The sequence below is a fragment of the Desulfosporosinus hippei DSM 8344 genome, assembly GCF_900100785.1.
Classification (GTDB): Bacteria; Bacillota; Desulfitobacteriia; order Desulfitobacteriales; family Desulfitobacteriaceae; genus Desulfosporosinus; species Desulfosporosinus hippei.
Genome location: NZ_FNCP01000020.1, coordinates 51677 through 72960 on the forward strand (window position 1 = coordinate 51677; position 21284 = coordinate 72960).

General features: G+C 41.9%; 18 protein-coding genes and 1 pseudogene. 4 read left to right on the forward strand and 15 right to left on the reverse strand.

All coding sequences use genetic code 11. The features are described 5' to 3' along the window. Nucleotides 1-85: 85 nt before the first annotated feature. The 4 genes from BLS16_RS16030 to BLS16_RS16045 all read right to left on the reverse strand — a co-directional run bounded on the left by BLS16_RS16030 (nucleotide 86) and on the right by BLS16_RS16045 (nucleotide 3422). Nucleotides 86-994, reverse strand: coding sequence for a hypothetical protein (locus tag BLS16_RS16030; RefSeq protein WP_143015544.1), 909 nt, complete (start codon nucleotides 992-994; stop codon nucleotides 86-88). A gap of 250 nt (nucleotides 995-1244) precedes the next feature. Continuing rightward, nucleotides 1245-1946, reverse strand: a complete 702-nt coding sequence (locus BLS16_RS16035; protein ID WP_242876324.1) for a hypothetical protein — start codon at nucleotides 1944-1946, stop codon at nucleotides 1245-1247. Between the two features lie 53 nt (nucleotides 1947-1999). Next, the gene (locus BLS16_RS16040; RefSeq protein ID WP_092334680.1) at nucleotides 2000-2689 is read right to left on the reverse strand and encodes a hypothetical protein; all 690 of its coding nucleotides are present in this window, start codon (nucleotides 2687-2689) and stop codon (nucleotides 2000-2002) included. 277 nt (nucleotides 2690-2966) lie between these two features. Beyond that, the gene (locus tag BLS16_RS16045; RefSeq protein ID WP_092334681.1) at nucleotides 2967-3422 is read right to left on the reverse strand and encodes a Uma2 family endonuclease; all 456 of its coding nucleotides are present in this window, start codon (nucleotides 3420-3422) and stop codon (nucleotides 2967-2969) included. A gap of 167 nt (nucleotides 3423-3589) precedes the next feature. On the opposite strand from BLS16_RS16045, the gene BLS16_RS16050 reads away from it, so the two are divergent. Both BLS16_RS16050 and BLS16_RS16055 read left to right on the forward strand, forming a co-directional pair. Further along, the gene (locus BLS16_RS16050) at nucleotides 3590-3829 is read left to right on the forward strand and encodes a hypothetical protein (protein ID WP_092334682.1); all 240 of its coding nucleotides are present in this window, start codon (nucleotides 3590-3592) and stop codon (nucleotides 3827-3829) included. Between the two features lie 15 nt (nucleotides 3830-3844). Further along, nucleotides 3845-4732: pseudogene (locus BLS16_RS16055) on the forward strand (acyltransferase family protein); the annotation flags it as partial. A gap of 115 nt (nucleotides 4733-4847) precedes the next feature. Here the strand turns inward: BLS16_RS16055 and BLS16_RS16060 are convergent. The 10 genes from BLS16_RS16060 to BLS16_RS16105 form a co-directional block, all read right to left on the reverse strand. Then, nucleotides 4848-5825, reverse strand: coding sequence for a uroporphyrinogen decarboxylase family protein (locus BLS16_RS16060; RefSeq protein WP_092334684.1), 978 nt, complete (start codon nucleotides 5823-5825; stop codon nucleotides 4848-4850). Between the two features lie 28 nt (nucleotides 5826-5853). Further along, a complete protein-coding gene (locus BLS16_RS16065; RefSeq protein WP_092334685.1) occupies nucleotides 5854-6486 on the reverse strand; it encodes a corrinoid protein in 633 nt (210 codons plus the stop codon). Between the two features lie 138 nt (nucleotides 6487-6624). Continuing rightward, entirely contained in the window at nucleotides 6625-7827 is a 1203-nt protein-coding gene (locus BLS16_RS16070) for an MFS transporter (protein ID WP_092334686.1), read from the reverse strand. Nucleotides 7828-8335: 508 nt separating this feature from the next. Further along, complete coding sequence (locus tag BLS16_RS16075; RefSeq protein WP_092334687.1) at nucleotides 8336-11449, reverse strand: efflux RND transporter permease subunit; 3114 nt, start codon at nucleotides 11447-11449, stop codon at nucleotides 8336-8338. A 12-nt stretch (nucleotides 11450-11461) separates the two neighbouring features. After that, the gene (locus tag BLS16_RS16080; protein WP_092334688.1) at nucleotides 11462-12628 is read right to left on the reverse strand and encodes an efflux RND transporter periplasmic adaptor subunit; all 1167 of its coding nucleotides are present in this window, start codon (nucleotides 12626-12628) and stop codon (nucleotides 11462-11464) included. 14 nt (nucleotides 12629-12642) lie between these two features. After that, on the reverse strand, nucleotides 12643-13281 hold the full coding sequence (locus tag BLS16_RS16085) for a TetR/AcrR family transcriptional regulator (RefSeq protein WP_092334689.1): 639 nt from the start codon (nucleotides 13279-13281) through the stop codon (nucleotides 12643-12645). Nucleotides 13282-13391: 110 nt separating this feature from the next. Next, nucleotides 13392-13664 (reverse strand): hypothetical protein, encoded by a 273-nt coding sequence (locus BLS16_RS16090; RefSeq protein WP_092334690.1) that lies wholly within the window; start codon nucleotides 13662-13664, stop codon nucleotides 13392-13394. Between the two features lie 381 nt (nucleotides 13665-14045). Then, on the reverse strand, nucleotides 14046-14747 hold the full coding sequence (locus BLS16_RS16095; protein WP_092334691.1) for a hypothetical protein: 702 nt from the start codon (nucleotides 14745-14747) through the stop codon (nucleotides 14046-14048). A 72-nt stretch (nucleotides 14748-14819) separates the two neighbouring features. Next, the gene (locus BLS16_RS16100) at nucleotides 14820-15326 is read right to left on the reverse strand and encodes a 4Fe-4S dicluster domain-containing protein (RefSeq protein WP_092334692.1); all 507 of its coding nucleotides are present in this window, start codon (nucleotides 15324-15326) and stop codon (nucleotides 14820-14822) included. A gap of 4 nt (nucleotides 15327-15330) precedes the next feature. Beyond that, nucleotides 15331-15996 carry a rubredoxin gene (locus BLS16_RS16105; RefSeq protein ID WP_092334693.1) on the reverse strand — a complete coding sequence of 222 codons (666 nt, stop codon included), beginning with the start codon at nucleotides 15994-15996 and terminating at the stop codon, nucleotides 15331-15333. A gap of 377 nt (nucleotides 15997-16373) precedes the next feature. On the opposite strand from BLS16_RS16105, the gene tnpA reads away from it, so the two are divergent. Together tnpA and BLS16_RS16115 are read left to right on the forward strand one after the other, a co-directional pair. Continuing rightward, nucleotides 16374-16568: an IS66 family insertion sequence element accessory protein TnpA gene (tnpA, locus tag BLS16_RS23750; protein ID WP_092334694.1), complete on the forward strand. Its 195-nt coding sequence runs from the start codon at nucleotides 16374-16376 to the stop codon at nucleotides 16566-16568. Nucleotides 16569-16760: 192 nt separating this feature from the next. Beyond that, nucleotides 16761-18788: a DNRLRE domain-containing protein gene (locus BLS16_RS16115; protein WP_092334695.1), complete on the forward strand. Its 2028-nt coding sequence runs from the start codon at nucleotides 16761-16763 to the stop codon at nucleotides 18786-18788. 233 nt (nucleotides 18789-19021) lie between these two features. Here BLS16_RS16115 and BLS16_RS16120 read toward each other — a convergent pair whose 3' ends face one another. Then, the gene (locus BLS16_RS16120; protein WP_092334696.1) at nucleotides 19022-21250 is read right to left on the reverse strand and encodes a HelD family protein; all 2229 of its coding nucleotides are present in this window, start codon (nucleotides 21248-21250) and stop codon (nucleotides 19022-19024) included. Between the last annotated feature and the right edge of the window lie 34 nt (nucleotides 21251-21284).

A 21284-nucleotide genomic window follows, 5' to 3' on the forward strand; every position in this document is an offset into this window, starting at 1 on the left:
TCATCCCCACCTCCTCAGCACCCTTTCCAAACCTTTCCACTCAGAAGAGTAATCCAGTTATGAACTCCAAATTTTATCTTCCTATTTAAATGGCATTTTTATTTTGTTTATATCTTTTCGTCAAAAAGTCCCGCAGATTAAAGAGAGTCCAGAATACCAAAACTTCCAAGCAAACTCCCACCCAAATCGGCAAAGGTAAAAACCAAGTGACCAGCCAGACTACCCCTGCGGCTAATCCTGTCAGCCAGCGCTTCAAGGTTAGTCGGCGAATGAGCAAGGATAATGAAGTGACCAGAAAGGTCAGAGCAGTCAGCACATAGATTGCAACTTCGATGTTTTGCCTGGCCATTGGTTCGCCTTGCTTTTCTACCCTGCCCTTTACCCCCTGCAAAATTTCCCGGACTGCCAGATAGTCGGTGAATTCTGTGAATAAATCCAGAGCAAGTAAGCCCGGCTCTGTCCAATGAAATGACCAACGAATACGGCTGATTAAGCGAGTCTGCTTTTCATCTATAGGATATAATGCCCAGAGGAAACTACCCTTTTGATTCGTTCCCGTCCAAATCAGGTATTGGTTGGGTTCAATAGCATAAAAGACCATACGGGCTACCGAACTAATTGGCACCTCATCTCCAATTTTAAATTCTTGAAACTCAGGCAAGATGCTGTCGGCACTGCGAATCCCTCGCGGACTTCCGAGGTTTTCCACAATATCATAGCCATAATACCCGGCCCTGCCATAACCCATCTGCAGCAGCCAAGGCCAGATTTCCTCCGGCGTACCTGAGATGGTAATCCCCCGAGTCGCGAAGAATTCCGGCTGGGGGTCTAAGTGATCTCCCGGCATGGCCTGATTCAATTCTAATTCCGTTGCACCCCAATTAAGCTGATAAGGGCGTGCCCAAAGCATATACGCAGACATTACCAGGGCAATCAGAACTAAGACTGCCAGAACCTTCTTCAATAGTTTGGCTAAAGAAAACACTAATTTCACCTCATATCCCCATTTTTATTTATACACTTTTTAAACCCTTAAGAACCCTCTCGAAAGTAGGGTTTGCGATGATCCGAGAGTAGGGATTGGCAGGGGTCAGGGGGCAACTCCGGTTATAAAACTGTTAAAATGCCGGAGCCAAGATTTCTCTTGGCTCCGGCATTTCAACACAACAGCGTTCACTGCTTAAGGCTTCGCTTCTATCCTTTTTATTTTCAACGACAACCGCAATATATGGAATAAAATCCCCTTAAATCTTACTCCATATATTTTCATAGAGATTCGTAACGGTCAACTGCAGCGTACCTTTTTCATTTAATGAGATTTCCTTGTTTTCATAAGCTTCAGAGGGGAATACATAGAAACTAAAGTGATCTCCGTCTTGATAGTGTAATCCACTTGTTGCCTTTTCTGAACAATTGTAGACTTTGCCATTGTATTCTGCGGTCATTTTTGCAGTCATATGACTGGCAAAGGTATTATTATCAATTGTGGCATGCCTAACCCCTGAAATTAATGTAGCCTTGTTTAAGGAATACTGGCCACTAGCCCTGAAACCTATGCTGTAACCTCCGGAATTTATGTTGCCTACATTAATTACATTACTGACGTATATCCTGTGGGTGCCGTCATTGTATAAATCTTTGCCAACATTACTCTCTAAATCTGAAAGATCAACGGAGATCGAATGGTTTCCCTCAATAAGATGACCGTTGGAATTGGTATAGTCATTTGCACTATAGGCAATGTAAGAAATACCATTCCTCCATAGTCCCATTAAGCCTGTTGACCATAGAGTTGTTAAAACTATGACGATGGCTAAAACGGTGGTGTAAAGTATAATTTCAAGTTTGCGATTCGTTCTCAAATACCTTGATACCTTCAACGATAGCTCTAACCAGATAATGAATATCAGACATGCTGCTATCACAAACAGAGTTGTTTTAAGCATTTCAGCCTCCTCATATTAACCTTACATTCAATAACACTTTGGATCCATATCTATCAAATCCCATGGTAAGTTAGTTCGGTGGAGCTTGAGTCATTATATAGTTCATACTTGAAAGTGTCCCAATCCCAATCAGTATCATTTATGTCGTTAATAGTTGTACCCTTTGCTAATTGTACCTTAAGCTTTTTATCAATGTTTAATTCATGTTGATGACCATAAGTTTTGTATAATTCCTCAAATTCGAGAAAGTCTTCATTAAAATAATTCGCTAAGGAATCCGGCAAATACATTCTTACCTTAAACTTACTCATATCTCGCCCGTAATCAGTTAATGAAAGCCTCACATTTATTGTGGCTTCATTTGCTTTTATCTCACTAATATTGATGTCTGTATTTTTGAAATCGATTGACCTTAGTTCATTCTCCATCCCTCTAAAATAAGTGGTTTTCCCAAAATCTACTGAGCTTCGCATAATCGGTAATACAAAAGCAATTACCATGATGAATATCAGTAATTTACTCTTTCCTGCAAACCATTTTAATTTATTCAATCCTTTTATCCCTATAAAAAGCATTGCTAATGGAATTCCCCCCGAAAGGTAGAGAACAGAATGTTCAAATCTTATCGGCCTAATAATGTATTGGATGACTGAATAAGAATCACGGGGTAGTTTAGAGGTAAACAAAACTGATATGAAAATAAGACCTGCGTATTTTAACAATCCTTTGTAATCTTTGTCCATATCATATTCCTCCTCAACAGTCTCTAAGAAAAACCCATCAATATGCTTTCAATTCTATATCTTATTCTACAATTCTTGGTAATTACCCTTCAACTACCTCGGCAAATTCGTCAGCGCTGACGAATTTACCCTAAAACAAAACGGCCGTATTAACATCGGCCGTTTTAGTCCTCACTATGTCGTTAGCTTTCTAAACTAAATTCACCTAAGACATCATACCTAATGGTTTTCTTAATTGAGAAAGAATCCTACAATCAGGTAATAAGTCTAAGAAAATTCACCCCCCAACGGGTCGAAAAAATACCCTGTCCAGATCCAAGTCCAAACCCGGAAAATCAGGATGGGTGAATTCATCCCCCGGTCCCCCGGCAAAGACCAGAGTATAACTTCCATCATTAAATCTAAACGTTTCCAAGGTGTTCTCCTCGGGATCCACAATCCAGTAGTGAGGGATCTCTGCCTTGCGATAAATCCCCATCTTCTGTAAGCGATCTTTCCGCCGATTTGTCGGGGACATTATTTCCACCACCAAATCGCAAGCACCGTCGATCCGTTCCTGGCGCATAATCTCCCTGCGGGTTCCGGAGATAAATAATATATCCGGCTGTACTACATTACTGTTGCTCAAAGTGACATCCAAGGGAGCAAAAAAGAGTTCACCCTCCGGATCATATTCCTCAAAAAACGTCATCAACCGACGTCCCAGCTCTCGTGATAATCGCTGATGTTGCAGCGAAGGTGATGAAAAGGATTATTGGTTACTAAAAATTGAACTTAACGAGATTTGAAATTGCCTTTTAGCCCGTGTGTGCCTATAATAACTTAAGAAGTGAAGATTCTGTCAAAGAATGTTAGACTCGATAGTGAAGAATATTACAAGATAAAAAAGGAGGTTCTAGAATGGAGGCGACTGGGAAGCGGTTTCTATATATTGATAACTTGCGTTTATTAGTGATAATGCTAGTCATTATCATGCATCTCTCAGGAACTTACAGTGGCTTTGGCAGCTGGTATGTAACAGGGGGAAAGCCCGTAGGACTAATTTCAACAGTTATATTTGGCTTTTATCAATCATTTACCCAGGGATACTTCATGGGTCTTTTATTTTTGCTTTCTGGTTTTTTTATTCCCGGGGCTTAAGATCGAAAAGGATTTTCTAAATTTATCCGAGATCGTTTTATCCGTCTTGGCATTCCAACACTCATCTATATGCTGGCGATAACTCCCATTATTTTATATGTCCAACTGGATCTCAATTGGGCCAGACCGAAACCGAGTTTTACTTCCTATTACATTGATTACCTAGGCAGCCTACAATTTATCAGAAATTCCGGGCCAATGTGGTTTGCCTTTGCCCTCTTAATATTCTCGGTAATTTATGGTCTTGTCCGTGTTTCTGGGAAAGGTCAAAACACTTCTAAAGAAGAATTAAAACCTGAATTCAAGCACGAAATTATTCTGATTTTAATCATATCCCTTTGTGCCTTTCTGATCAGATTGATACAACCCATTGGAACAAGTATCTTAGGAATGCAGCTTTGCCATTTCTCTCAGTATGTGATTCTTTTTATCGTGGGTACGCTGGCCTACAGAAATAATCTTTTCTCCAAGCTTGATCCTAAGTCCGGGAAAATGTGGTTATTTTCCGGACTAATACCTGGAACTGTCGTCTGGCTCGCAATCATGATTCTTGGCGGCGCAATTCATGGCGATCAAAGTTTTAACGGCGGACTTTCCTGGCAGGCGACAGCCTACGCTTTATGGGAGTCTTTTGTAGCAGTTTCTATGTCAATCGGACTACTTACCCTCTTTAAGGAAAAATTCAATCACCAAACTAAGCTGGTTAAAATTTTAGCGGATAATTCCTTTGCAGTCTACGTCTTTCATCCTCCAATAATCATTGCCGCCGCACAACTAATTAAACCACTGGCCTGGCTGCCTATTCTTAAATTTGCGCTACTGTGTCTGATTTGCATACCTATTTGCTTTGCCTTTACCTATTTTATTGTGAGAAGAATTCCCTTGTTAAAAAAAGTAATGTAAAGTTATAATCTCCAGTGTCAAAACCTGATTTTAAGAAACAGGGGTTCAGCCTTTTTACGCTGAACCCCTTTGTTTCTTCCGGAGGACTACCGTCCTCTCCCCAAAAATCTTCAGTTTAGAACATTTCTTTAGTCATTTTTTCAATCGCTTCATTGGTAGAGTCATATACTCCCGGGAATGAACTCCAATTCCCTCCCTGGGTTAAACAAGGGATAAAGTATAACTTTCCGCAATTCCTGCAGGCCCGCTCTACTTCTTTGGCAACTATCTCCGGGGTCCAGGCGGGAAAATCAACGACACCGCTGTCGATATCCCCCATAAAGCTGATTTGACTGCCGTATTGCTTGACAAGTTCCGGGGTGTTGTTCGTGGTCATGACTCCTTGCCAGATATCTACTCCCATCTCGATCATAAAGGGAACCAGGTTAGCCGCATAGGAATCACTGTGGTGCACGATCAGCTCCACCCCATTCGCCTTATAAAAAGCGTATATTTTCTTGTAAGCCGGGAGAAAGAACTCTTCGAACATTGCGGGAGAAATGAAGGAAGATTTTTGGCTGCCCCAATCGTCGTGATGGAAAATGCAATCCGGATGGATATGATCAATCAAGGCTTTGGCATAAGCCAACTCATGTTCAGTAAGGTAATCAATGAGCTCATGCATAGCTTCCGGCTCCTCATATAAAGCCATCAAAGCATCTTCCATACTCATAAGATGATGGGTCATTTCAAATACTCCCGGAGCAACAAACAAGGTTACAAATTCCTCATTGCGATCAACCGTATTGGCATGGGCGATAGCCGCAGCCCAAGCTTCGTCGGAAGTCGGAATAACCGGGGCCTTGACGTATTTTTTCCACTCGGTAATATCCTTCAAAACTTTGTGTTCATCATCATGAACCGGGAAACCGCCCAGTTGACCTTCCGGCCATTTGAAGGTTATGCCCCAATCATTCTTAATTGTTTCCCCCAGTTGAGGAAACCTACCGCCGGGAGCTTCCATTATAAAGTGCATAAACTCATATTGCTTGACAAATCGATCGGGATTTCCACCTTTAATCGTCTCCAATAGGTTTTGTTTCTTAGTCAGCATAAATCTTCCTCCTTAAGTAGCTGCTTATTTAATTCTTGGCTAGTTCAACCGCTTTAACAGCCGCACTGCCTGCATCGGGAGCAAAACCGTCTGCCCCAATTGAAGCTGCATATTCTGCTGATACAGGCGCACCGCCGACAATAACCTTGAAGCCTGTGAGTCCGCTGGCTTTTAGGGCTTGAACGGTTTCCTGCATTTTGGTCATAGTTGTTGTTAAAAGTCCGGAACAGGCCACTATTTTTACGTTCTCATTGTCTTTAACTGCCTCTACAAATTTCGCCGGCGTAACATCTACACCCAGGTCGACCATGTCAAATCCGGCACTTCCGATCATCATGGAAACGAGATTTTTGCCGATGTCATGGAGATCACCTTCAACTGTACCGATAATGCATGTCCCTAAAGATGAGGTACTTTGATCCTCAAACAGCGGCTTTAACACTTCCACACCCTTAGACATAGCTTTAGCGGCCATCAGCATTTCAGGCACGAATAATTCTCCAGCCGAAAACAGATCACCGACAACACGCATAGAGTCAACCATTCCTTGCAGAATATCTTTGGCAGCATTTCCTTCAGCCAAAGCTTCCTGTACCAGTCCTGGTACGAGTTTGGCTTTTCCTGCCTCTACCATCGCTTTAACTTCATTAATCTTAGACATTGTTAAATTCCTCCTTGATTGTTAATTTTGCAGCAACTTTTTTGCAGTAATCATGAGAGTAAAAACATTATATCTTAGAGTTCACGATGTTGACTAGCTTTAGAGAAGATCACATTAAGAATTTGTTTCACCGTGAATTTATTGGGCAGGGGTTTGCCTTCCTGATTCCAGAGGTAGGGGTTTTTTGACTGCAAATAAGATTAAGAAGAATACTAAGATAGCTAAATATCCACCTGTCCCGAAATAGTATTGAAATCTCAAGGTAGTAATATGCAGTGGTTCCATGATGGCTGCATAAAAGTATCCGGAAAGAAATCCGCCTAAATTCATTCCAGACACAATTATAGACATAGCCATGGGAGTCTGGCTGGGATGAACTGAAGCACCGGCGAGCATATAAATTGATGACATACTAAGGGTCAGTCCAACACCCAAACACGCTTCCCCGATGATAAACAACGTTACGCTTTGACTGAACGAAAAAATCACTTGGGAAACTATAAAAAAGACAAGTCCTATACTAAGGGTCTGACGGCCAAATTTTTGAAATACTTTGCCGAATATTGCTCCCGCCGCCATTCCTCCTACCGTCATAAACATTAGAACTACTCCGGCAACTGCAGCATTAGCTTTGATGGTCAAAAGTACCGAAGACATATTGGTCAGAGATGGATAATCTAAAATTGTAACTATTCCAAATAATAAGCTCCAGCCAAAAACTGAGCCAGGCATTTTAAGTTTTTCCCTTGCCACACCATCAGTACCTGCAGGCATTTCTTGCTTTTGAGGTTCCGGCAGGAAAACCAATACTATTATAAAGGTAATTATGCCAAGAGCATGGGCTAAGAAGCTATAATTCCAGCCAATTGAAGCCAGAACACCGCCCAGCAATTGGAGTACAATTCCCCCGATGTTCATGACAACGCTATTGATTCCCATGACGCCGGCCTGCTTATCTTCCGGTACGAGATTAAAAATTAAAGCACTGTTCAGGGGCATAATAAGCCCCAGTCCCAAGCCAAAAAGACCTCTAGCCAACAATATCTGGTTAAAATCCTGCAAATAATAAGGAATTGCTCCTGCAATACTAAACACTAAGGTTGCAAAGAGGGCTAATGTCCTATATTTAACAGATTTTCCGGCAACACTGCCTCCTAGGATTGATACGGGGATGGATACTAGAGCAGGAATAGTGGATACCAGCAACAGGGTACTAAAACTTATGGCGGGGAATGCTCCGCCAATCGTCGCTATGGCTGGTGTAATAGTACCGATACCCATAGCCAGAAAACCAAAGGAGAAGATGGCCAATAATACTAAAGACTGTCTTTTCTCACTCATAATATCTTCCTTTCTTTAAGTTATTAATCCTTAGATCCTTATTGCAGCAATCCCCCTTCCCCACAAAATTTAATATTATTAAATTGTATATACATCCGTATGTATATATGTCTGTATATTCATAATAATATGAACGAAAACTTTGTCAAGTGTTTTTTTACTTTAATGTGAATTCTGATAATTAATTATCTGCATGGCTGGTCTATCAAAGCAACTACCGATTGAATACATTTCTTTAATAGCTTTCATTTCATTTTTCGTTTGGTCTTTCGTTTGGTCTTTCGTTTGGTCTTTCTGGAAAGTATGCACGAAAAGTTATCTTTTCTGCCAGCACAAAAATGCCTTCCAAGCATAAATGCAAGGGAGGCATTTTTAAGCATTCTGAAGTCTAAAATAGTTGAAAGACATACAGACATAAGCACAAGCACCGATTCGCTTATCCGAATCCTTCGCTTGTGCTTATGCACAACTATCTTTCTCTAAAAAGGGTCTCTCAATACAATTATTGTTAATGGCAAATCTCATTATTCGTCGCGGAGATTGGGGATGCAGGTCTTTTAGCCTTCCTGCTGAGCTTTTTCTTCATACCGTCCAGTAAAGAATAGACCACCGGAACAACAAAGAGTGTTAATAATGTTGAAGTGATCAAACCGCCAATAACTGCATGCCCCATAGGCGCACGCATCTCAGCACCTGATCCTGAACCAATGGCAACGGGAATCATACCGAAGATCATGGCCAGAGTTGTCATAAGAATAGGTCTTAAGCGGACGGAACCTGCTTCAATCAAAGCCGCTTTTACTTCAAATCCTTCTTGCATCTTCTGCTTGGTAAAGTCTATTAGCAGAATACCGTTTTTGGCCACCAGTCCCATCAAGAGGATGATTCCAATCAGGGACAAGATACTCAGCTCACTTCCCGCAATATACAGTCCCAGAACAGCACCGATCAGCGCCATTGGCAAAGAGAACATGATAGCAACAGGATCTAAAAAGCTTTCAAACTGCATAGCCATCACTAAGAACATAAACAGGATACCCATCAAGAGCGCCGTTACAAGACTAGCAAAGCCTTCCTGCATCATCTCGTTCATACCTCCAACCTTTACAAAAACTCCCTCGGGAATATCCAGTTCATTAGTGAGCTTGTTCGTATACATGTTTAAAAAGTCCCCCGTAGGGATTCCTTCAACATTTGCTGAAAGCTCAATCTGAGTCAATCTGTCATATCTATGGATAGTTGCATATGAAGTAGAAAGAACCTTCTTAGTAACATTAGCCAGGGGTATCATTCGATCATTTGAGCCATTAACTGAGCCGTTAATCGAGCCGTTAACATAAATACCATTTAGATTGTCTAAGCTCCTCCGCTGATCGTCTTTCAAGGATACCCTGACATTATACCGATCCCCTGCCCACTCAAATTTGCCCGCATCTATTCCATCAAAAAGCGCCTGTATCGTCGTGGCTGCCAGGGATACATCAACACCTAGATCTGAAACCTTATCTCTGTCCACCTCTAGTTTAGTTTCAGTTTTCCCGGTTTTGAGATCTAACTCTACATCTTTGGCATGAGGATCCTGACTGAGCATCTTTTTCCCTTTTAGGGCTACAGCCTGCATTGCTTCCGTGTTGTTCCCCAGGATAATAAAGGAGACATCCTTACCTTCGTTGGGGCCTAAGGAACTTGCTTTTACTGCCAGTTCAATTCCAGTGATTCCTTTTAAGTCTTCCCTGACTTCTGAAGCAATCTGTTTAGCCGCTTTTTCCCGCTCTTGCTTCTCCGTTAATTTAGCATAGACTGAAATTTTGTCAGAACTGACCGTTGTATAGACATGAGTGACTTCAGGATACTTTTTAAGTTTTTCTTCAATTTCCTTAGCTTTGTCCCCGACCGCCTGCAGTGTCAAACCCGAGTCTGTACTCACGCTAATATTTATTCCTCCTGCATCCGTGGCTGGGATAAAGCTGAAGCCCAACAGAGGAATCAACTTCATGCTGGCAACAAAAATTCCAATCGTAAAGATTAGGGTGATAAGGCGGTGATTGAGAACTACCTTTAGAAATTTAGAATAGCTTGTTCCCAATAAATCAAATTTGTCATTAAACCAGTCCAGAAAATGTCCTACAAAGGTTTTCTTCGTCTTTCTCTCAGACTTTAACAATCTGGAAGACATCATCGGCACTAAAGTGAAGGATATAAATAAGGATACCAGCATACTAAAGGCTACGGTAAGTCCGAATTCCACAAAATACTTGCCGATAATCCCCGAAACCATGGCAATAGGAACAAAAACCGCAACCACTGCAAAGGTTGTTGCCATTACCGCTAAGCCAATTTCTGAGGTAGCCTCTCTAGCCGCTTGCATGGGCGGCTTGCCCATATGTAGATGTCGGACAATATTCTCGATCACGACAATAGCATCGTCAATCAGCAAGCCTACTGCTAGAGACAGGGCCATCAGTGACATGGTGTTCAGAGAAAAATCCATGACCTTCATGGCAATAAAGGTTGTAACAATCGATGTTGGTAAGGAAATTCCACTGATCAAGGTACTTTCCCATTCCCTTAAGAAAATAAACACGATAATGATTGCCAGGATACATCCTTCAAGAATCGTTTTTACGACTTCGTCGACGGAATCACGTATCGAGACAGAATTATCCGCCACAACATCGACAGTTATTCCTTTAGGGAGAGTTCCTTTGATTAAGTCTAATTGTTTCTTTACATTATCCGAGACAAGCACCGTATTCGAACCAGACTGTTTGATAATATCCACCCCGATGGCCTCTTTACCATCGTAATAAGAAATACTGTCCTTATCTTTAATTCCGTCCGCTACCGTCGCTACATCACGAACCTTAATCTCACGCCCCGAGCGCACTCCCACGGTGATATTATAAAAATCCTCCAGATTCTTAACTTTGTTATCCGTCCGCAGGGATATTTCAGTTTGCCCATCCGTAACCTTTCCCCCAGGTCTTTCCATGTTGCCATTCTGGACTGCGCTGACCATCTCCGCTGGAGCCAGACCATATTCGGCTAGCTTCTCAAGATCCAGCTTGATCTTTATCTCCCTTTCCTCTTTGCCATATACCTGAACTGAGCCTACACCGCTTACAGTGTAGAGACTCTTGGTAATAACATCATCCACAATCTTGGTTATGACACGGTTATCCATTGTACCGCTTACTGCCAGGGATAAGATAGGGGTTGCTGAGAAATCATATTTGGCAATAATCGGTTCTTCTATATCAGTAGGGAGACTTTTCCTTATGGAACTGACCTTGTCCCGCACTTCCTGGGCGGCAACATCCGGGGATTTTGCCAGATCAAATTCAACGATTACATTGCATACACCCTCACTGATATTTGTATAAATATGCTTTACACCGGAAATTTGTCCTATAGCTTCTTCAACTTTCTTGGCCACATTGGTTTCCATCTGGTCAGGTGCAACCCCATGCTGTTCAATAGCCACTGTTACATAGGGAAAGTCTGCTTGTGGCATATCATTAATACTTAAACCTCGAAAGCAAAGCATTCCGACAACCAGGAATACAATGATGATAACGGTAATAAATACAGGCCGTTTTATACTGACATTGGTTATAAACATATCTTAGTCCCCCTATTCTGAACCCACCGTAATCTCATCACCCTCTTGAAGCATGTTGAGGTTTGTCGAGATTATGGATTCATTTCCTTGAAGGCCTGCTTTGATCTCTGCCTGATTGTTTACCAAATCCCCAACCGTTACTGCCCGTTTTTTCACAATCCCGTTATCATTTATGTACACGAAATAATTGCCTTCCTTCCCGGTTATTAACCCTACAGGTATAACAAAGTTTTGGCCTTTTCCATCATCCTCAACCATCAGCCTTACTTTAGCAAATACCCCCGGCCTTAAGGACAAGGTTTCATTATTTAATTGCACCTTCACCTTGAAGGATCTTGAGGAGGGATCGGCAGAGGGAGTAATGCTTTTCACAACACCTTCATAGCTTTCCGAATCATCTTCATTTAGCTTAACTTTAGCCTTTTGCCCGATTTTTATCGTCTGAATCAGAGCTTGATCTATCTCGATAACAGCATCGATCAATGAGATATCTTTAACCTTTCCCAGAACATTTCCCGGCGAGAGGAACTGCCCAATATTGACATTTTTTCCGTCCATGATGCCGGTAATTGGAGCTCGGATAGTCATATCGGCTAAGGTAGTTTTAAGATTATCGATAGTGGTCTGAGTCGCTTGAATAGCTGCTTGACTTGAAGCAACGTCTGCCTTAATTATTTTCAGAGAAGTTTCTGCGTTTTCCAGTTCAGCCTGGGCAACTACCCCTTGTTCTGCTAAGGTTTTAGTCCGATCGTAGGATCGTTGAGTATTTTCCAGACTAGCCTCTGTCTTTTGCAGAGCAGCTTTTGAAACCTCTAACTGGCTTTCGGCAGACTTTATCTGATTAACAATATCCTGATCATCTAAGATGATAAGCGCCTCACCTTGAGTGACCTGCTTTCCGTCATCAAATAAAATACTGATTACCTTTCCACTATTCTTTGAACTTACAATTCCTTCTTGCTCAGCTTCCAAGGTTGCTTTATAGTACAACCCTTCGTTTTCACTTGCCACTTTTGGACTGATTACTTCCACTGCCACTTTGTCGCTTGTATCAGGTTCCACACTTTCATTTTCCTTAGCTGCAAAGATTGATTGAGCTCCGTATCGGTTGAACAGCGCAACTCCACCGATAAAAATAACAACGATAATTACTAACAAGATTATTCTCTTTTTACTCACACCTTTACCCCTCCTTAGACTGCACAAGTGTCCGATCCTGAGTTTGTTTTTGCCGATATTCCATTTAGGATAAAATCAATCATTTTTTCCCTATCACTATCTTTCTGCTGCTGCGTCCAGCAATAACCCATAATATGGGCTTTAAAATTACAATAGGCACCGATCATTTCAGGTATAAAATTCGCTGCAAATTCCCAATCGAATTCTCTTAGAATTCCATCTGCTACTCCCTTCTCAAATTTTTTCCTTAATATATTCACCGATTCCTCTCTACTACTTAAAATCATTTCGTATAACTTTTGCTTCACCTCGCAGTTCATTTCAAAAAATTTGCCGAACACCATAAATTTGAAGAAAAACTCCGTCTCTTCCAAGGTTTCCTGGGTAAACTTAATAATTTCATTTAATATTTCCCGCAGCGTAAGTTTATCGCTGATCCTTCGGTTAATTTCAGCAAAGAAATGACTGGTTTCAGCCTTGGCTACATGTATAAACAGATCTTCCTTGTTCTGAAAGTATTCATATAGGGTACCTTTCCCCAGTCCCGCCTCTGCTGCGATATCCTTCATGCTGGCATTTGTAAAACCGTTCTTTCTGAACACTTCAAATGCTGCATTTAGAATGGTTTCCTCTTTGTCTTTCAACCTCGCCATATTAACCTCCATTCAACTATTGTCCGACCGTTCGGTCAATTTATGGAAAATCTAACCACATAATACTCCTTTAATGTTATGAGATCAATCATCAATTTTATTACAACCCTTCAAACTCCTGGGAGAACATCAGACTTCAAATAATCTGTCCCTATTTTTTCTAGTGAATAATAAAACACTATCCCCACAAATCCGCCTACTATCAAATTTACGATCAACCCCATAATTGCTATAGGTCTATTAAACGTTATTAAGAGACTATCCAGCTGATAAATACTGTACTTTCCGATACCTAAAAGTAATAACAACCGAGTCAAAACCTCAGAAGGCATCGTAGAAACTGCCCCAATCATAGCTACTATTAACGGTTTATCGTATTTCAAGATAATTCCTCCAGCCTACCATCTTATTACCTACTATCTTATTATTTAATTATTATAAGCACTTAGTAGTTTCTGATACATCCGGCTTTTTGAATACATCATTAACTTATGGTAATTTGTTGTATATTATAGTGTTTCCAATGTCTTAAGTGGTGTATAAAGCATAGATTGTTTCCCAAGCAGTATTTTTTCCTTTAATAGAGTTGGGGAAATGATGGGAACCTAAAAGAATTGGTGTGTTGTTGATTATACTAGAGCTATGATTGATATGCATAAGGGCCTACCGAAGCGTAAATGCTCGGTAGGCCCTTATGCTTTAAGAAACTCTAGAAAAGCTGTGGCACATATTATAGCAACAGAAGAATCGATCATAAGCATATGCTAAATTGGCAAAACAGTGATCAAATAACCACCCAATACAAGGCTGGCCAAATTGGCCACCAACACATAGGAAACACGACGGAATCCGCCATGCTCTTTGATAAAAACAAGAACACCTATGATTTCGGCTATAAACACCCAGAATTCCATGAAGATGAGGTTGAAAATCAAGTAGCTGTTTAAAGGAGAAACCCCATTTAAGGCTAGATTTAAAATGCCTTGGGTCAACAAATTCATCATCAGGAAGACAATCCAACTCTTTCTATCACGGAATCCAAACAATATGAAGATCACGCCTTCGATGACCAAAGTAAAAAACACCCGTATAGTCACTAAAAGGATTGAGCGAGACAACAGCTTCCCAGCTTCTATGCTTTGGGCAGGAAAATCCACCGTGACAATGCTATTATAACCGGTTAAATATTCCTGCCCGACTATTCGATCGAAACTCGTATCGTTTCCTGATACTCTAAGTGTTACTTCTTGATTGTTTCCAATATCTCTATTGTAGAAAGCATAGTAAGTTTCCCAAGCGGTATTGCTTTTTCGCCCATCCTTTATCGATGCTGTAGAAACAAGGGAAACTGAAACGTCATCGGGGGCATTTTTCAGGATAACTATCAACCCAGGCGGCTCGGCAGAATTGGCATATGCAAGCGTTGGAAAGAAAGAAAAAACGATGAAAAATATAATCAATAGCATATGAGCTTTTCCTTTCGTCTTACACCACCTCCTTCTGGCCGATTTCGCAACTGGCTTAATAATTTTCGTTTCTCACTTCGAAGAAGCTTTGTGGATGCTATTAAGCTGCTTCAATAGCGTTTCTACTTTTTCTACAGGGAAGTTTTTGGGCGGATTTTGGGTCATGGATTCCAGCAAACTTCTCACCTCGTCACTCTGAGGAAGCATATAACCGGATTCTCGGATCAAGTCTTCAGCCATAAGTCTATTGGATTTTGCTATTGCCTCAGCAAATTGACGAGTGACTGCATCATCCGATAATTTAGCTATGTCAGTAGCCAGACTTTCCTGCTCAACTTTGCTTTTAGCTAAGGTGCGCAAAGCATTAACCACATTTTCTGACTTGGACTGCTGGGGAGGATATTCGTCAGGAAGAAGCGAAATTGCTCCGGATGGACAAGCATCTACACACTTTCTACACCCTTTTATACATTTGCTTACATCAATAATACTATTTTCAGTATCTGTTGCTCCAGTGGGACATACATAAAGACACATACAGTCTTTTGTACATAATCTAATGTTTCTTACTGCCGGCATTGTCTTATCTCCTTCCTATTTGCGAAATTTTGTAATTAGGCACCTTGCAGACAGGGCAGATTTCAGGCAGGTCATTACCTAGATAAATAAAACCACAAATCTCACAAACATATAGTTTTGTATTCTCAAGCAGGGTATTGCCTTCTTTGGCATATCTCTCGAGGAGAGAGTTGCCCATTCTGCTTACCTTTTCACTCCAGACTAATGCTCTCAAAGCACCTCTGTCTGCTTTTTCAGCAGCAACAGTATTTGCTTTAGAATAACTCTCTGACAAATCATACTTCAGAACCTCAGCAATATCCTCAAAATTTTGGGAGCTATGTGCGGCAACTTTACTTTTGTAATAATCAGCAAGCTGATAAAACAAATCCATTGCTTCTGTCAGGTGCTGTTTTTCACACCCCTTTGCGAGGTTGGAGCACAATGCACTAAGTTCCCCTGGTGTAAGTTCTCTTAAGCTTTCAAAGTGTTCATCTTCCTGTGACGTGTGAGCAGGGATAGGACTAGTTTCTTTCAGTTCCTCAAAGACTGTCCTTAGTGCTCCGCACAAAGGACAAACAAAATCTTGGGGAATATCCTCCCACCTTGTCCCAGGAGCAATGCCTTTTTCCGGCAGTCCTGCGGCTTCATCATATGTATAACCGCAGATTGAGCATTTGAACTTTCTCATTTAATTTCCTCCTTTTGATCATCGCTAATAAATTCTGATTTAATTCACACCCATAATTCACGACATTGCAATACAAAAAATAATATGGCGTAAAGTTATTGCTATTTAATTTATAATAATTACTATTTAAGTATATATTTATATGTATAATTTTGTCAAGTAATTTAGGCACTGAAAATCTTTCATTTCACTTCTTGTGTTTTCGGCATATTGGCATGAATTACCTTCTCTCCTGAATATCCGCGAATGTTATTTGCTTCGAAAAACGAACAGGTTCAGCACAAATGCTGAACCTGCTCGTTTAAAAAATAATTTTATTGGTTTACTCTACCATTTATTTAATGATGATAACCTCAAGACTAATTGAGGAATTATCCATGACGCATGACGAGCAGTCCAAGATCAGACGTCAGCTGGTAAATGCTTACCATGCTTCCGGCCAAACGGCTGCTGCATGGTGCTCGGAAAACAACCTAAACATCAATAAACTACGATACTGGTTTGCCAAGTGCAACCGTGAAGACAAAGCTGATCTTAAACCCCTAGTTCAATACGTAACATTCTCGTTATAAATGGAATATATTGGATTTAGGCTAGATTTCTTATTTTATATTTCTAAGCATTTGAGTCTCAACTAAACTATTCCAATTGATTATACTGGAATCTACTATGCTCCCTTTTATTTGAATGTATATAGAGACGGACGATTCTCAGAAATCGTTAACATCTTTAACGAATCAAAACTTAAAGAAAGGAAGAATTATATGGCGTCATCTATTATTATTCCTCCGACTGATAGTGTGTATATCTCTCAATATTATCATAATACAAACTTTGGGGCTATCAATCAATTGTTTACAGGAGAATATCTTAGAACTACCACGAATCGCTGTAAGCCAGATTCTTATAGAACGTTATTGAAATTTCCCATTAATTTACCTTGCTCGAGTATAATATGCAGTGCTATTCTTTACCTTTTTATTAATAGAAAAGATAAGCCTGATAATGAGCTTTCGCCACAAACAGTAACAATATACGAAAATGAAAATGATTTTAACCAAGCGATTGTAACCTGGGACACGGCACCAAATACTGTCATAACCCCCTATTCCTTTAATGTAATTGATAGCGATGTAGGAACTTATATATCTATCAATATAACGGGTATAGTACAGGGCTGGATTAATGGGTGTAATGAGAACTTTGGCATTACACTTATAGGAAAAGAAGGTAAGGCAAATACAATCATCGGGTACGAAAGCACTAATAACGTCAATCCGCCATATTTGCTAATTAACTATAGCTCATGTGCTGGAGTTACTGGCGCTGCTGGTGCTACTGGTGCTACTGGCACTACTGGCGCTACCGGCGAAACTGGTGCTACTGGCGAAACTGGCGAAACTGGTGCTACTGGCGCTACTGGCGCTACCGGCGCTACCGGCGCTACTGGCGCTACCGGCGCTACCGGCGCTACCGGCGCTACCGGCGCTACCGGCGCTACCGGCGCTACTGGCGATGCTGGCGCTACCGGCGAAACGGGCGTTACTGGCGCTACTGGCGTTACTGGCGCTACTGGCGCTACTGGCGCTACCGGCGCTACCGGCGCTGCCGGCGATGCTGGTGCTACCGGCGCTACCGGCGATGCTGGCGCTACCGGCGCTACCGGCGATGCTGGCGCTACCGGCGCTACTGGCGCTACTGGCGCTACTGGCGCTGCCGGCGCTACCGGCGATGCTGGCGCTACCGGCGCTACTGGCGCTACTGGCGCTACTGGCGCTGCCGGCGATGCTGGTGCTACCGGCGCTACTGGGGTTACTGGCGCTACCGGCGCTGCCGGCGATGCTGGTGCTACCGGCGCTACTGGGGTTACTGGCGCTACCGGCGCTGCCGGCGATGCTGGTGCTACCGGCGCTACTGGGGTTACTGGCGCTACTGGCGCTGCCGGCGATGCTGGTGCTACCGGCGCTACTGGGGTTACTGGCGCTACTGGCGCTGCCGGCGATGCTGGTGCTACCGGCGCTACTGGGGTTACTGGCGCTACTGGCGCTGCCGGCGATGCTGGTGCTACCGGCGCTACTGGGGTTACTGGCGCTACTGGCGCTGCCGGCGATGCTGGTGCTACCGGCGCTACTGGCGCTGCCGGCGATGCTGGTGCTACTGGCGCTACTGGCGCTGCCGGCGATGCTGGTGCTACCGGCGCTACTGGCGCTGCTGGCGCTCCTGGCGCTACCGGCGATGCTGGTGCTACTGGCGCTACTGGCGCTGCCGGCGATGCTGGTGCTACTGGCGCTACTGGCGCTGCCGGCGATGCTGGTGCTACTGGCGCTACTGGCGCTGCCGGCGATGCTGGTGCTACCGGCGCTACTGGGGTTACCGGGACAGGGTTAGCAGAATTTGCTTATATTTATAATTTAGGCCTTCAGGTCGTACCGTTAGAAGCGGATGTATTATTTAGTGATAACGGAGTAATTGTAGGTAGTATTGCCCATGCACCGGGAACTGCTCCAATTATCCTCGGTACTGCAGGCATCTATTCTGTATGGTTCAACGTTGCAGGTGTTGAACCAAACCAGTTTACACTCTTCCAAAATGGCGTTCCTGTTGCCGGTGCCACCTACGGCTCAGGGGCAGGCACTCAACCGAACCCCGGTATGGTAATTATTACTGCTGCTGCTGGTGATGTTTTAACCTTGAGAAACCATACTAGTGCTGCGGCGACTACCCTGCAGACTCTTGCAGGCGGAACAGTAAGCAACGCAGATGCCTCTATATTAATCCAAAAAATAAGTTAGTAACCTTTTCAAACCACTTAGCAAGAGGATGGGATCCAACCTGCTTTGGGCGTAATATTTAATTTATGTTAGATCTTTCTATAACGCAAACTTTGGCCATGCTTGTACAAGTGGTTTTGAATTAAATCTTTAATTTCAAGGAGCCTTCTATAAAGAGGGCTCCTTAAATTATCGGATAATTGTACATGCATATTTATCGCCACTTTGCAATTTGCCTTCTCAGGTTTCGATTATCAAATCAAGGGACTTTTATCCCCTTGGTGATAAATTACCAGTCGATGGAGTGCTCGTGTACAGGCAATGTAGAGTAATTGTCTATCAAAATCACTTACATAGCTCTCCTTATTAACATCGTAAATAATCACAACATCAAATTCTAATCCCTTTGCCATATAAGTTGGAATGACTAGAGCACCTTTTATAACTTCCCCGTCTTGAGGTTTAATAAGGGTTAGTTGCACAGATTTTTTCAAGCGACTAAACACCTTTTCTGCCTCTTCTTGAGTTTTACATATGATGGCTACGGATTCATATCCTTGCTCGGTATAATTCCTTATGTCTGCTATGATGGACTGATCGATTCCCGCTAATGTTTCTCGCTGAATAACCTTAGGTTCCTCACCATACCGTTCAATAGAACAATAATCATGTTGGTTACCTTCACCAAGTAGCTTCTGTGTGAAAGTGTTTATTTCACAGGTTGACCTATAGCCTTTATTTAAAGACAGCTTAATCGTCTTACCTTTATTGAGTATCTCAGAGACATCGTCATATAGTGAATAGTCTATTGGTTTTTCAATCGCTTGACGTATGTCTCCTAAAACAGTGTAGGTGGCATTATCGTACAACATCTTAAAAACCTCGTATTGCAGAGGAGTATAATCTTGAGCTTCATCAATGACCACATGTTTGATCCCGGAAGCCAAATTATTCCCTTCAACTTTCAACTTCAGATAAAGAAGCGGAGCGTAATCTTCATAGTGCAATCGCCCCTCTTCTAGATTCTGAAGAGTTGTCGAAATAATTTCGTTAATATTCTCCGGAAGTGTTAGACCTTGGGCCAATTTAAGCAAAAGCCCACGGTTCTTGAATAACTGCTTATACAAGTCTCCATAATCAACCTTCGTAAATTTTTGTATACGTTCCCTAAAGGCCACAGCTTGTTTAATAGCTAATAAGCGGCTGAAGGACTTTATTTCAAACTCATGCCCTTCACTTTTTTCCACAATCTTTTCTAAACGTTTGAGTCTCTTTTTCTGTAAGGGGTGAACCTTTTGCAAAAGGATCGTCTCGATTTTTTGGAGCTGTTTTGCCATCGGAATACCAATTTCATTGTGTAGGAAGCGGTTCTTTAGCTGCTGCCTAGTCGCTATAATTGTTCCGTTATAATAGACATCCTCAAATTCAATAAGCCGATGGGCGTAGTGCCATAAAAGTCTATCAAGAATTTTCTTAAATACCCTCGAGCCCTTAAAATCGATGCTTTTCTTCCGACCTTCATCCCCAATCTTCACACGGGAATGTATCAAGGCTTCAAGCTGCATCTCCCTTGTTTCTTTACCAAACCTGCCCTGCAAAACCTCTAAAACTAAATCGTCAAAGATGCTTTGCCTTACGTTTTCTTCTCCAAGCTCAGGAAGGACACTGGAAATATAGTGACTAAAAACTGAGTTAGGAGATATTATGATCACATCCTTAGACCGCAGATTGGTATTAAGCCCCTCATAAAGTAGGAAGGCAATCCTATGCAGAGCAATCGATGTTTTTCCACTACCCGCTACACCTTGTACAATTAAGAGCTCATGATCCCTATCCCTAATAATTACGTCCTGTTCCTTTTGAATCGTTTCGATAATATTTTTCATTTTGGCGGAAGTATTATGACTTAGTACTTCCTGTAGTATTTCGTCGGTAATCCTAACACTACAATCGAAAAAGTATTTAAGCTGTGAGTTTCGAATTTGATATTGCCTTTTCAAAGAAACATCTCCCCGGCTAATCCCTGCCGGAGTGTCATACATTACTTCACCTAATTCATACCTATAAAATACACTTGAAATAGGTGCGCGCCAGTCATAGACGTAGACTTCACCCGTATTTCTATCCATTAAATTGTAAAGTCCAATGTATATCTTTTCTTTCTCATTAAAACCCTTTTCTATAAAGTCAAAGCGGCCAAAGTAAGGTGAGTTTATCATTTTCTTGAGGTTCTTGAGACGCCTTGTGTCGTAACCCGAAATATGATTAGAGACTTGCATAAGATGCAAATTTATGTCGACAAGACTCTCAAAATCGCTCGCAATATGAACGGTGTTTTCATACATATCCTTTTTGGCAGATATTAAATCACTCTTCTTCTCTTCTAAATTTTTCTCTTCTTTTTTCACTTCTTCGTCGATAAAGGCTAATGTCTTTCTAAGATACTCAATCTCCTCTTGATGATTTTCTTGGTAACTGTCCATTGGATCACGCTCCTAAACAAAAGAATTTCGAGAA

Bases quoted from the DNA above. Each gene is read 5' to 3' on its own strand.
- BLS16_RS16035 (WP_242876324.1), bottom strand. From the start codon at position 1,946: ATGCTTAAAACAACTCTGTTTGTGATAGCAGCATGTCTGATATTCATT.
- BLS16_RS16040 (WP_092334680.1), bottom strand. From the start codon at position 2,689: ATGGACAAAGATTACAAAGGATTGTTAAAATACGCAGGTCTTATTTTC.
- BLS16_RS16050 (WP_092334682.1), top strand. From the start codon at position 3,590: ATGGAGGCGACTGGGAAGCGGTTTCTATATATTGATAACTTGCGTTTA.
- BLS16_RS16060 (WP_092334684.1), bottom strand. From the start codon at position 5,825: ATGCTGACTAAGAAACAAAACCTATTGGAGACGATTAAAGGTGGAAAT.
- BLS16_RS16065 (WP_092334685.1), bottom strand. From the start codon at position 6,486: ATGTCTAAGATTAATGAAGTTAAAGCGATGGTAGAGGCAGGAAAAGCC.
- BLS16_RS16070 (WP_092334686.1), bottom strand. From the start codon at position 7,827: ATGAGTGAGAAAAGACAGTCTTTAGTATTATTGGCCATCTTCTCCTTT.
- BLS16_RS16075 (WP_092334687.1), bottom strand. From the start codon at position 11,449: ATGTTTATAACCAATGTCAGTATAAAACGGCCTGTATTTATTACCGTT.
- BLS16_RS16085 (WP_092334689.1), bottom strand. From the start codon at position 13,281: ATGGCGAGGTTGAAAGACAAAGAGGAAACCATTCTAAATGCAGCATTT.
- BLS16_RS16095 (WP_092334691.1), bottom strand. From the start codon at position 14,747: ATGCTATTGATTATATTTTTCATCGTTTTTTCTTTCTTTCCAACGCTT.
- BLS16_RS16100 (WP_092334692.1), bottom strand. From the start codon at position 15,326: ATGCCGGCAGTAAGAAACATTAGATTATGTACAAAAGACTGTATGTGT.
- BLS16_RS16105 (WP_092334693.1), bottom strand. From the start codon at position 15,996: ATGAGAAAGTTCAAATGCTCAATCTGCGGTTATACATATGATGAAGCC.
- tnpA (WP_092334694.1), top strand. From the start codon at position 16,374: ATGACGCATGACGAGCAGTCCAAGATCAGACGTCAGCTGGTAAATGCT.
- BLS16_RS16115 (WP_092334695.1), top strand. From the start codon at position 16,761: ATGGCGTCATCTATTATTATTCCTCCGACTGATAGTGTGTATATCTCT.
- BLS16_RS16120 (WP_092334696.1), bottom strand. From the start codon at position 21,250: ATGGACAGTTACCAAGAAAATCATCAAGAGGAGATTGAGTATCTTAGA.